This is a genomic window from Pseudoalteromonas ardens (assembly GCF_030125445.1).
Classification (GTDB): Bacteria; Pseudomonadota; Gammaproteobacteria; order Enterobacterales; family Alteromonadaceae; genus Pseudoalteromonas; species Pseudoalteromonas ardens.
This window is the reverse complement of the sequence record NZ_JASJUV010000006.1, coordinates 77,047-89,485: the sequence shown is the minus strand read 5'-3', so window position 1 is coordinate 89,485 and position 12,439 is coordinate 77,047. Positions and strand designations below refer to the sequence as shown.

10 protein-coding genes are annotated in these 12,439 nt (G+C 47.1%); 6 read left to right on the top strand and 4 right to left on the bottom strand.

The window, feature by feature from the left end:
* Window positions 1–2: 2 nt before the first annotated feature.
* The 3 genes from arsC to QNM19_RS17610 form a co-directional block, all read right to left on the bottom strand.
* Window positions 3–350: an arsenate reductase (glutaredoxin) gene (gene arsC / locus QNM19_RS17620; RefSeq protein ID WP_049865062.1), complete on the bottom strand. Its 348-nt coding sequence runs from the start codon at window positions 348–350 to the stop codon at window positions 3–5.
* A gap of 194 nt (window positions 351–544) precedes the next feature.
* Complete coding sequence (gene bepA / locus QNM19_RS17615; RefSeq protein WP_284027018.1) at window positions 545–1,996, bottom strand: beta-barrel assembly-enhancing protease; 1,452 nt, start codon at window positions 1,994–1,996, stop codon at window positions 545–547.
* A 1-nt stretch (window position 1,997) separates the two neighbouring features.
* The gene (locus QNM19_RS17610; RefSeq protein ID WP_125563324.1) at window positions 1,998–2,663 is read right to left on the bottom strand and encodes a hypothetical protein; all 666 of its coding nucleotides are present in this window, start codon (window positions 2,661–2,663) and stop codon (window positions 1,998–2,000) included.
* 124 nt (window positions 2,664–2,787) lie between these two features.
* Here QNM19_RS17610 and QNM19_RS17605 point away from each other — a divergent pair, with 124 nt between their 5' ends.
* The 3 genes from QNM19_RS17605 to QNM19_RS17595 all read left to right on the top strand — a co-directional run bounded on the left by QNM19_RS17605 (window position 2,788) and on the right by QNM19_RS17595 (window position 6,531).
* Complete coding sequence (locus tag QNM19_RS17605; RefSeq protein ID WP_284027017.1) at window positions 2,788–3,045, top strand: hypothetical protein; 258 nt, start codon at window positions 2,788–2,790, stop codon at window positions 3,043–3,045.
* Window positions 3,038–4,114 carry an AI-2E family transporter gene (locus tag QNM19_RS17600; RefSeq protein ID WP_284027016.1) on the top strand — a complete coding sequence of 359 codons (1,077 nt, stop codon included), beginning with the start codon at window positions 3,038–3,040 and terminating at the stop codon, window positions 4,112–4,114. Before QNM19_RS17605 ends, QNM19_RS17600 begins: the two co-directional genes overlap by 8 nt.
* Before the next feature lie 173 nt (window positions 4,115–4,287).
* Window positions 4,288–6,531, top strand: a complete 2,244-nt coding sequence (locus QNM19_RS17595; RefSeq protein ID WP_049866112.1) for an aminotransferase class V-fold PLP-dependent enzyme — start codon at window positions 4,288–4,290, stop codon at window positions 6,529–6,531.
* A gap of 35 nt (window positions 6,532–6,566) precedes the next feature.
* Here QNM19_RS17595 and QNM19_RS17590 read toward each other — a convergent pair whose 3' ends face one another.
* Complete coding sequence (locus QNM19_RS17590) at window positions 6,567–7,604, bottom strand: LacI family DNA-binding transcriptional regulator (protein ID WP_049866113.1); 1,038 nt, start codon at window positions 7,602–7,604, stop codon at window positions 6,567–6,569.
* Window positions 7,605–7,993: 389 nt separating this feature from the next.
* Between QNM19_RS17590 and pgi the strand changes: the two genes are divergently transcribed.
* The 3 genes from pgi (at window position 7,994) to pgl (ending at window position 12,287) form a co-directional block, all read left to right on the top strand.
* Complete coding sequence (gene pgi / locus QNM19_RS17585; protein ID WP_284027015.1) at window positions 7,994–9,634, top strand: glucose-6-phosphate isomerase; 1,641 nt, start codon at window positions 7,994–7,996, stop codon at window positions 9,632–9,634.
* Window positions 9,635–10,104: 470 nt separating this feature from the next.
* Window positions 10,105–11,577, top strand: a complete 1,473-nt coding sequence (gene zwf, locus QNM19_RS17580) for a glucose-6-phosphate dehydrogenase (protein WP_049865695.1) — start codon at window positions 10,105–10,107, stop codon at window positions 11,575–11,577.
* Window positions 11,577–12,287: a 6-phosphogluconolactonase gene (gene pgl, locus QNM19_RS17575; RefSeq protein WP_049865696.1), complete on the top strand. Its 711-nt coding sequence runs from the start codon at window positions 11,577–11,579 to the stop codon at window positions 12,285–12,287. The genes zwf and pgl overlap by 1 nt, the downstream gene beginning before the upstream one ends.
* The last annotated feature ends 152 nt before the right edge of the window (window positions 12,288–12,439 follow it).

Here is a 12,439-nt window from a genome sequence, read left to right as displayed (position 1 = left end):
GATCACAGGATATCCAGCACTGATTCAGGTGGACGGCCAATGGCGGCTTTATCACCTTTAACCACGATAGGTCTTTCAATGAGTTTTGGGTTTTCCAGCATTGCCTGACGCAGATCGGCTTCGTCGCTGTCTTTGCTCAGGCTTAGCTCTTTGTAGAGTGTTTCTTTGCTGCGTACCAGCTGATGTGCAGAGGTAAAACCCAATTTTTGCAGCAGGCCACTTAGCGTGTCTGCGTCGATGGGGGTTTTTAGATATTCGACGACGTCAGGTTGAATATCACGAGATTCCAGCAGAGCCAGCGTTTCACGAGATTTTGAACAACGAGGGTTGTGATAAATCGTAACAGACATACAAGATCCTTTACGGTAATAGTACTTATCTAATTTGGCGCAAATTGTATCGTATCCTGTAAGCCCTGCCTATGTTTTTCCGGCTAAGTAGCGGCGTATATCCGGGCGCGCGGTAAGAGGTTGAGGAGGGTAGACAGAAAGCCGCACCATGAACGCCCGAGCAATACGACCGTGTTCATGGTGCAGCAGGTAAATTAAAGTTTGGCGAGTTCTTTTTGCATATCACGGTATTGCGTCAGTAGTGCTTTTAAGCGCAGGCGACGAATGGTTTCTTCCTTTTCTACGTGGTTAAGCGCTTTTTGAATTTCATCCGCAGCACGCATAAAGGCGCCGTAATGGCTGAGCAAACTGGCCTGACTTTCATGGTAATCGGCTTTGGCATCCATCTTTTTGTAGGTATCAGTGAGCAGCTGTCTTGCCAAAACATGACCTGGTTTTTCGAGCAAAAAGACTTTCAGTAGTTGTTCAGCCAGATCATATTGCTCACTTTTGATTGCAACATTGGCGTAGTTTAGGGTGATCACCTGGTTATTCGGTCTGAGTTGATGTTTTTCGCCCAGTAACTTGGTGATCGCTGCGTAATCTTTCTTCGCCAGCAACAGATCGGTGTATACGTCCAGATAAAACAAGTTATTGGGCTCTGCACTCAGTAATTTATCCATCACCGTTTGGGCTTTATCCAGTTTTTCCTGATCCAGGAAAGTAATGGCCAGACCGTATTCCAGGGCGCTTTTGTCCAGTTCCGATGAACGCTTTAATGCCTGCTCAAAGTACGCCTGGGCTGATTCACTATCGAGCTGATATCTGGCAATCACCCGGCTCCTGGCCAACTGAAATTGAGGGCTTCTGGGTACATAGCGTTGCTCGTATTGTTGAGCGCGTAAACGGACGTCCGAGACCCGTGAATCGGGCAGTGGGTGAGACATTAGAAACACCGGTGCTTTGTTTTTAAAGCGTACCTGGGCTGCCAGTTTACTCAGAAACTCGCTGGAAGCATGAGGGTCGAACCCTGCATTGTATAAGGTCTGCATACCGAAACGGTCGGCTTCTTGCTCTGCTTTACGGCTGTGAGTAAGCTGACTCAGTGCTGATTGTGTTGAGCTGGCCGACAGGATGGCCATACCCGCATCCGGGGCTATCACAGTTGCCAGAATACCCGTGATCATACCTGCGATGGTCAGGGCACTATTGTCTTTAGCTTGTTGGATCCTGCGTGCCAGGTGGCGCTGGGTTACGTGGGCTATTTCGTGGCCCAGTACTGAAGCGAATTGACTTTCGTTATCGGCCTGGGCCATCAGGCCTGTGTGTACGCCAACGTGACCGCCATAAAAGGCAAATGCGTTAATGCCTTTGTTATCAATCCAAAAGAAGGAAAAAGGAAAGCGTACATCGTTAGCATTGGCAACTAGCTTATTGCCAAGGGTTGATAAATATTCATCGAGCACCGGATCCTGCACCAGCTTGGAGCCTGAGCGGATCTGCATCATCATTATTTCGCCGATGGCTTGTTCTTTGTCTATGGGCAACACTTGGACTGCGGATGTGCCCAAGTCGGGCAGTTTAAGTGTTGACTGAGCCTGGCCCGGGATTGACATACTCAAAGCCAGGGCACATAGAGATGCCTGAAACAGCTTTTTTAACTGCATTCTAATCCTTATTCATTTCGTCACCCAGCATGATCTTGGCGATGTCTATTTCATCGCTGCATGCTCGGGCGTCTTTTTCGCATAACATATAAAAATCTTTAATTGAGACCCCATCAACCTTGATAACGTTCAATTCTCTTTGCAGCATGTTTAATGTTTTATAGACCACTTTGTGTGCATGCAAAATCAAGGCTTTGTCTGCGGTGTCACCTCTGTCGAAATAAAATGCGATAAACTTGTGGAGCTGGTTAAACCGCAGCAGCACTTTCATGGTATGTGGGTCCCAGACGTTAAACTCAAGATATTTATTGTCTTTCAGATAACGGTCTACTTTAACGCCCTTGGCGATAGGGTAAGCCCATAACTCAAAGCCACGGTCAGTAAACACTTGATGAAGCGCCAAGGCCGGTGCTTTCTCGCAGTGGATGATACCGTTGCTGTCTTCATACCCGCCAAGCAGAGATAAATTCCAGTTGCGCTTGTCTAGCAGGCGCTTAACGGCATGATCAAATCCATGCTGAAAAATTCCTTCGCCTTCACTAACTGAAGAGGCGACAAGATGATAAAATGGTGGCAACTCACCCCAGTTAATTTGTTTTTTAAACCAGTTTATTTCTTTTAAGGTTGGGTTGTCAGGCAAACGCGCCTTGTTGTTTACACCAGGCATGTGAAAATCCGAAAAATCACTATCTCTTTTATAAGGATAACGCATTGGCCGGGTTCAGGCTATACGGTTTACACACAGAGCAAACCAGAACTGTGTTCCGGCACAGGCGAAGAGTTGTAACAGGTTGAAAGTAGAATTAAATAAGGCTCAAAACAGAGTGATTGAATGTGATTTACGACCGTTTCAGTGTCCGCAGCTTTTTGTCCAGTTTAAGTGGCAGCTTAAACAGGCGAAAATCAAGGCAAAAGCCGTGCGCTTTTTTTACACAAAAGAACAAGACTTGCGAGATGTAATGCGCTATTTAGACAATCAAGATATGGTATTTCAACATAATCAGCAGTCAGAACCATTTTTTATACAAGTGGAGTGTATAGATGATTGAACTCATTAAATCTTGGTATCGGGCCAAGTTCTCAGATCCCAATTCTGTGACCTTACTGCTGATGCTGTTGGCGATGGCTGCACTGTTATACTTTTTTGGGACCTTCATCATTCCCGTGTTAGTGGCCATAGTTATTGCCTATTTACTGGACTGGCCGGTAACGCACCTGCAACGGGTGGTGCCCAGCCGGCAGATGGCGACTAATATTGTGATGCTGGTCTTTGTGAGCATCATGCTGGCACTGATGTTTGGCATTTTGCCGGTGCTGTGGGCGCAAACCAGTAACCTGGTGCAAGAAGCCCCGACTATGATTGAAGAAGGCAAATATTATCTACTTCATTTGCCTGACAATTACCCGAATCTGATATCGACAGAGCAGGTTCAAAACCTGGTGGGAGCAGTGGAAACCAAGTTGTTTGATTTTGGCCAACAAGTGGTCTCTGCCTCTCTGACATCTATAAAAGATGTGGTGGCCTGGCTTATCTATTTAGTCCTGGTGCCTTTGTTGGTGTTTTTCATGTTGAAAGATAAAACCCAGCTCACCGCGGGGTTGTTGCAGTTGGTGCCAAAAGAAAGACGACTGATCAATCAGGTGTGGGAAGAAATGGATCACCAGATCATGAACTACATCCGCGGTAAAGTCATTGAAATCGTGATTGTCGGGTTATCCAGCTTTGTTGCCTTCACTGTGTTAGATCTGCGTTATGCCGCCTTGCTTGGCACCTTGGTGGGGTTCTCGGTGTTGATCCCCTTCATTGGTGCCGCAGTGGTGACTTTGCCTGTGGCGGCCGTGGCGCTATTTCAGTTTGGCGTTGCGCCAGAGTTCTGGACTGTGTTGGTGGTCTATGGCGTGATCCAGGCTTTGGATGGCAACGTGTTGGTGCCGTTGCTGTTTTCTGAAGCGGTAGACCTGAACCCGGTGTACATTATCGTCGCAGTTCTCTTTTTCGGTGGTTTATGGGGATTCTGGGGGGTCTTTTTTGCTATTCCGCTGGCCTCTTTAGTTAAAGCCCTGCTCAATGCCTGGTCAACACAGCAACAAGAATACCTCGCATCTGAGGCTAAATAACCTATAACAGGTGGCGCGCCTGCGTCACCTCGTCCTTTAATGTCTCCCCAAATGTTATCTTGTACCATTTTGGAATAACGATCTTCATTTATACAGCAAATGATTATTATGCTTGCTCGGCCTTTTGTGTAGAATGGAATAAGATATTCTATATTGTTATAAAGGAGCGCCGTGTGATCCAGTCTGAACAAGACCAATTAATCTATCTCGATGCCAATGCAACTACGCCGGTATTACCCGAGATTGCCAAAGTCGTGGTGCATACCATGCAAGTGTGTTTTGGTAACCCTTCGAGTGCCCATATAATGGGCGTGCAGGCCAAGCACTTGATGGAAGAGGCCCGAAATAAAGGTCGAGAGGTGATTGGCGCGACTAGCGGAGAGCTGCTTTTTACCTCTGGTGCAACAGAAGGGATCCAAACGGCCATCGTCTCAGCCCTGAGTGATTATGTACAACGCGCCGATAAGGCTTACGAAAAGCCAGTTCTGATGTATGGCGCAACGGAACATAAGGCAGTGCCGAATACCTTAAAGCACTGGAATCGGTTATTGGGACTGGATGCACAGATCCTGGAAATACCCGTAGACTCGAAAGGGATACTGGATCTGGACTTTATTGCAGAGCATGTCGAACAGGCAGTGATGGTCTGCACTATGGCGGCAAACAATGAAACGGGTATTAAGCAAGATTTATTCAGGCTTGAGCAAGTGATCCGTGAAGGCAACGCAAAAACAGCCTGGATGGTCGACTGTGTTCAGGCTTTGGGCAAGTTGCCGTTGCAATTGTCACAGACCACGATAGATTATGCGCCGTTTTCTGGCCACAAGCTCTATGCACCAAAAGGCATTGGCTTTTTGTATATTCGCAGTGGCAGCCCATACACGCCCTTTATTGCGGGCGGTGGTCAGGAATCGGGGATGCGTTCAGGTACGGAAAATATTCCAGGTATTGCGGCGCTCAGCACGCTCTTTGACATGCTACTGGATAAAGAAAACTCGCCTTTTAATCCCGTAGAGCAGCTTGAAAAACACCGTAGTATGTTAGCTGAAGCTATTGAAACGACTTTTAAGCAGGTCACTTTTCATCATGACTTTGCGCTGTCTGTACCAACAACGCTTAACTTCTCGGTGGATCACCTGACTAATAAAGAGGTTATTGATCTGCTGGATGCTGCGGGGATCCGTGTTAGCGGTGGATCTGCCTGTAGTTCAGGCTCAAGTCGCAGCTTTGTATTGGATGCAATGAATGTCCCGGACTGGCAAAGTGAAAATGCCATTCGGCTGTCGTTTGGCCCGGCCGATAGTGAAGCCCAGATCCGCCAGGCCTGTGAGGCATTAAAAAGTCTTCAGCCGATACTGGAGAACAACTGCCTGGTGGTCTCAGATAGCACCGCACCTGAGCAGGAAGCCTGCGCAGTGGGTTTAACTCAGTTACGCCATCAGGGCGCCTGTTGCTGGCTATATGTCACACCTGATAAACAGGCTGTTATTGTGGACCCCGTACCTGAGTTAGTTCCTCGTTTACAACGTTTGCTGGATAAGCAGGGCCTGGCTTGCAGGGCATTGTTGAAAACGCATCTGAGTGAGCAAGCAAGCGATGCTGTGAATTTGTTGTCTCATAACCTGATTGAAGACAAGGTTTTGGATGACTTTGGCTGGCCAGTGGAAGGCACGCTCGGTTTATTGCAAGACTCCCTGATACAACTGCCGGGTGCTGAAAGAGAATCGGAAAATCGTTGCTATTTATTGATGCAGGGCGACGATGTATCTGTCTGTTTTGCCGGAAAGCTGATACTGCCTCAGGGGCTTGGTGATAGCCAGGGGGAGACCGCATGTGCCGCTTCGATGGCTGAAACGCTGTTACGGCTCAATGAAATACTGGATGACAATAGTTTGATCTGTAGTGCGCTGGACTATCAACAATGCTTTGCGATTAACTGGCATGCACAAGTACAGGTTAGCCCGTTACTGGGCCGCCTGCTTAATGGTGCCTGTTCAACCGATGAGTTTGTTGAGCAAAAAGTCAGCATAGACAGTGACTCCAGCACATTCAGAGAGCGTTTCCTGGGGGCGCTGATGGACTCGGCTGTGCCTGCGGTGAAAGCACTGAACAGATCTGCCGCAGAAGAGTGGTTGCAATGTCATGAGGGCATGATCATTGATTGCCGGGAACCGTATGAGTCCGATGTCTCACGCCGAGGGATCACTGAGTTGTTCGGTAACCTGGCGGTTGGCCGGGTGCTGAATATTCCACTAAGCAGAATGACGGACGTATTGCGAAATGGAGCGCTTGATTCATCGCAGCATTACCTGTTGGTGTGTCGTACCGGTAATCGTTCGATGCAGGCTGGTAACACGCTGGCTATGCTTGGGTTTGATCGGGTCGCGAACCTGGCAGGTGGACTGGCGTTAAATTAACACGCTGAAGCCCCGGTCATGCCGGGGCTAAGTCTTTATTGTGGCGCCGGGCCTGTACTTTCTCGTACTACCATATTAGGCGTAAAAGTGGTGGTGATGTCTTTGTCCTGATTTCGACTGCCACGGGTTTTAGAGAAAAGCAGCCTTGCAGCATGCTCGGAAATCACATCATTGGCCTGATGTGCCGTGGTAAGTTTTGGCCAGGTCTGACGCGAGAACGGGGAGTCCTCGAACCCGGAAATAGAAAGCTGCGCCGGGATCTCAATGTTCATAAGACGAGCCGCAAATAACGCACCAGCTGCTACTTCATCGTTACCGCCTAAGATCGCGGTGATCTTTTTCGGGTTACCATCTTCAAGTAGTGCTTTAGCACCCTTAACACCAGATTCGAACGAATAAGTGCCCTTGTGTATGAAGTCTTCATTAAAGGCAATCTGATGATCTGACAGCGCTTGTTTATAGCCTGCCAGGCGTTCTGTGGTCGATTTGTGTTCTTCATCACCGCAGACAAACGCAATGTGTTTATGTCCCAGCGAAAGCAGGTGCTCTGTAATTTCGTAAGCGGCCGCAAAATCGTCTACATAGATACAGTTTTTCGATTTTTCTTCTTCGTCTTCATTGTGACCCGATAAGAGTCGTACATAGCTGACGCCGAGCTCATCCAGCATATCAATGATGGGCTGTTGCTCAGATAGCGGGGGAGTCAGAACGAGGCCGGCAAGTCGAGAGCGCTTAATCATAGTTGCGATTTCAGCTTGCATATCTTTTTGCTGTGCATTGCATGGGTGGATCACCAACTCATAGCCTTCTTCTTTACAGCGCGAAAGTACCCCGTTTTGCATATCTATGATGTAGTAGGCATTTGGGTTGTCATAAACCAATCCTATAGCAAACGATGACGTGCCTGCCAGGTTACGTGCGGCAGTATTGGGTTGATAATTGAGCTCTTTTACGGCTAGCATTACCTGATCATAGGTTTTTTTGCGTACCGATGGTTCCTTGTTAATCACGCGCGATACGGTTTTCATCGACACGCCTGCATGTTTTGCTACATCGTTGATGGTTACTTTCATCTTGTTTTTCTTCTGTGAGAGAAGGTGGTACTATATTGTGTACAAGTGCTTAACCATGCACTTTATAGCGCGATCATTGCGCATTCCTGATGACTAGCACTCAGGTTTTCACTCGGTATAGTCCGTGCCTTGATTTCATAAAATGATCATTTGTTGTTTCTAGTCTATCCAATTTGCTCTTAAATTAGCAGCAAAAATTCTACCAAATAAATTAATGATACCGGTGTCAAAAAGTCAAAATTGGGGTATTATGCGCAATGTAAAATTGAGAATTAGCTATTTGACAGCGTTGTCATTTTAACTTATGTTTAACGCAATACACCGTTTAACACTTGTGATAAATACAATTTTTATTGTTTTGAAAACGCATCGTCACTAGGGGAATTAATATGAGTTGCCGTACACAACTATCGAGTTGGCAGGCTTTAACAACAGCATCAGAACAACTGAAGACACAACATTTAAAATCTTTGTTTGAGCAAGATGCAACGAGATTTGACCTGTTTTCTCGTCAGATCCCGGGCTTGTTGTTTGATTTTTCTAAGCAACTCATCGACAAAGATACATTCGGACAGTTGATTAATCTGGCTGAACAATGTGATTTGGCTCAGTGGCGCGACAAGTTGTTTGCTGGTGAAAAGATAAATATCACCGAAGACCGAGCGGTGTTGCATGTTGCTTTGCGCAACCGTGGTAATACGCCGATTTATGTTGATGGCGAAAACGTCATGGACCAGGTCAATGCAGAGCTTGAAAAGCTTAAAGTATTCAGTCATAAAGTGCGCAGTGGCGACTGGCTGGGCTATACGGGCAAAGCAGTTAAAGATGTTGTCGCCATTGGTGTAGGGGGGTCTAACCTGGGTCCACAGATGGTGACTGAGGCACTGAGCTCCTATGCAGATGACACCCTCAATGTACATTATGTTTCTAATGTTGATGGTGTTCAATTAGCGCATGTATTAGACAAGGTATCTCCAGAAACTACCTTGTTTGTGATTTCGTCAAAAACGTTTACTACCTCAGAAACCATGACAAACGCCCGCTCGTCTGTTGCCTGGTTCCTGGAGTCTGCTCAAAACGAAGCCGAAATCGCTAAACACTTTGTCGCTGTAAGTACTAATCTAGAGAAAACGCGTGCCTTTGGTATCGCAGACGAAAATGTATTTACCATGTGGGACTGGGTCGGCGGACGCTTCTCTTTGTGGAGCGCAATTGGCTTACCTATTGCCCTGTATTTGGGTTATGACAAGTTCGAAGCCATTTTAGAAGGTGCTTACGAGATTGATGAGCACTTTAAACATGCTTCATTTGAGCAGAATATTCCATTAATTATGGCGCTGCTGAGCGTTTGGAACACCAGTTTCCTGGGTTATCAGTCGCAAGCCATTTTGCCTTACGATCAGGCACTGCATATGCTTCCGGCTTACCTGCAACAAGGTGAAATGGAAAGTAACGGTAAGCATGTTACTTTTGCGGGTCAAACGGTTCCGTATACCACTGTACCGCTTATCTGGGGCATGACGGGCATTAACGGCCAGCACGCATTTTATCAGTGTTTGCACCAGGGGAATGTCATTGTTCCTGCCGATTTTATTGCGTCTGTTAAACCGCAGCGCGATGTGGCCAAACATCACGACATTTTGTTGTCTAACTTTTTCGCCCAAACAGAAGCCCTGATGGCCGGGGTAAATGAGCAACAGGTGCGCAGTGATTTAGCTGCGAAAGGCAAGTCAGAAGCAGAAATTGAGCGTTTGCTGCCACATAAAATTCATGAAGGGAACAGACCAACTACGTCAATGATTTTGGACGAAGTTGATGCCAAAGCGGTTGGCCGTCTTATCGCCTTGTATGAGCATAAAATCTTTTGTCAGGGTATTATCCTTGAGGTTTGTTCATTTGATCAGTGGGGTGTTGAGCTGGGCAAAGGGCTGGCAAGCGCCATTGAATCAGAACTTACGCAGGATAACGTTGAACATGCACACGATAGCTCTACAGCCGGGTTAATCGCGTATTACAAACAAAACAGATAATTGCCGATAAGCAAAGTGCTTGTCGGGTGCCAGATTGCAATTTGGCACCGATGAAAAGAATACCTTTGAACGGGTAGCGCTGGAGTGCTTAGGGCCTGTATTTTTGTGAGAGGAATTACAGTGCCCCTAAGGCTCATTTTTTCAAATTTATTTGCCTTGTCATAACCTGTAAGTGACAGGTGAGTAAACTGGCTATAACAGAGCCAACAAGCAGTGGCGGAACAGACTCTTACCGGGGATGTATGGTGTAGTCGTCACGACTAAGTACATACACAGAACAGACGGGCTAGCCATCACCATCCCTTACCGCACTGCGGCACGGCACCATGGTATCATTGTGTGGTGCAAACGAATTCAATTCCAGCAAGAAAGTAGAGTTTGCTAGTCTGAATGCAGATTGGAAAACGGTTTTAACTAACGAGCGTGTGATGCACTCAGGTGCGACGCGCCTAACCTTGTGAGACATAATTATGCTTAATCCTTTTGATATCGTAATTTTTGGTGGGGGCGGCGACTTAGCGTTACGAAAGTTGTTACCTGCAATGTATCGTGCGTATCAAGAAGGTAATTTACCTGAAGGCTCACGCGTACTCCCTACCGTCCGGGCACAAGAACAAAAAGAACAATACATCGCCACGGCAGAGCAGGCACTTAAGTCGCACCTTAGCGAAGGTGAGTTTAACGCAAAAGACTGGCAGGCTTTTGCCCAGTTTTTGGTACCTGTCGTGGTGAATGTGACTGAGGCTGATGATAACTGGGACGTACTGAAAGACATTCTGGATGCTGATGGCGAAGAAAAATCACGCGTCTTTTACTTATCTTTACCGCCTGCTGTGTACGGTACTTGTTGTGAGTTACTATCGCAAAAGAACCTGATCACGGAAAATTCCCGTGTGGTAGTTGAAAAACCGATCGGCTATTGTGGTAAGTCAGCTGAGGAAATTAACGGGAAAATTGCACAATTCTTCGAAGAAAATCAAATTTTCCGCATTGACCACTACTTAGGCAAAGAAACTGTACAGAACCTGATGGCACTGCGTTTTGCGAACGCTTTGTTTGAAAATCTGTGGGATGCTAAATCAATCGACAACATCCAAATTAGTATTTCTGAGACGGTGGGCCTTGAGAGTCGTGCTGGCTTTTACGATAAGGCCGGTGCACTACGCGATATGGTTCAGAATCACTTGTTGCAGTTACTATGTTTGGTGGCGATGGAATCTCCGTCAAAACTCAATGCCAATAGTATTCGTGCTGAAAAGCTGAAAGTGCTTGAAGCGTTGCGCCCCTTGGTTGGTGAGGACGTGGATGACAATGTTGTTCGTGGCCAATACGTGCCGGGCGATCTGAACGGTAAACTGGTACCCGGTTACCTGGAAGAGCTCGGTGAAGGGTCAAGTAAGACAGAAACGTTTGTAGCCATCAAAGCGCACATTGATAACTGGCGTTGGGCTGGTGTACCATTTTACCTGAGAACGGGTAAACGAATGAAAAAGCGCTGTGCAGAAATCGTGGTTGAATATAAGCCTGTTTCTCATAACGTATACGACCCGAGCGTTGGTCCAATCCAGCCAAACCGCCTTGAAATCCGATTACAGCCAGAAGAAAGCATTCAGCTGACGCTGATGTCTAAACGCCTTGATAACCTGGAAATGCAGTTGCAACCAGTGACGCTGAACATTGAGCTGAGTCAACAGTACAGCAAAGGTTTCCACTCAGATGCGTACAAGCGCCTGATGCTGGATGCAGCGGCGAATAACCCGGCATTGTTCATCCATCGTGATGAAGTAAGACAAGCCTGGAAGTGGATTGACCCGATTGTTGCACGCTGGCAGGAAAAAGGCACACCTTCACTTTACCGCGCGGGGTCATGGGGCCCGGAAGCTGCTGATGAGCTGCTGGAAGAAAATAATCACGCCTGGTTTAACGTAGGAGAAAAAGCATAATGGCACAACTGACCGAAGCGTTTTTTGATAGCAAAGAAGCGATGACTGCAAAGCTGGCTGAGTTGTTGAGCAGCACAGTAAGCCAGGCGATTGAAGTGGATGGTCGTGCCTCTATGTTGGTATCTGGTGGCTCCTCACCCGCACCTGCCTATAAGCACCTGTCTAATTTATCTCTGTCCTGGGATAAAGTGACTGTGGCAATGGTTGATGAGCGTTGGGTTGACGCAGACCATGAAAAGTCTAATGAAGCGTTCATTAATTCGACCTTATTGCAAAACGAAGCAAGTCAAGCTGCATTTGTGACGATGAAAAATGCTGAGGCAACAGCTATTGCAGGCCAGGCACAGTGTGAGCGCGCCTATGCTGAACTAAAAGCACCATTTGACATCACCATTCTGGGCATGGGTCCAGACGGGCACACTGCATCTTTGTTCCCGCATGCAGAGGGACTGGAGCAGGCATTGCAAACCTCTGAGCTGGTGTGTGCCATCAATGCTAAGCAAAGTGAAGTGACGGGCAGCATTACAGAGCGTATGAGCCTGACCTTGTCTGGCATTGCCAATACTAAGCATGCTGTCTTGCTGATCAGTGGAGATGCAAAGCGCGCTGTTTACGAAGAAGCCAAGCAGCCTGGCTCTGAACTCGATATTCCGCTGCGTGCGGTGTTAAATCACCCAGAGCTGAAGCTCAGCGTGTTCTGGTGTCCTTAAAAAGCACTCAGTAATACACGTATAAAAAGCACGCTCTGGAGCGTGCTTTTTTAATGTCTGGATATCCATAAAGACTAAATTACCTGAAAGCGGTTGCTCAGAAGGGGGATTATGGAATGAAAAGAGAGGCGGTGTTGCCTCTCTGAAGATCA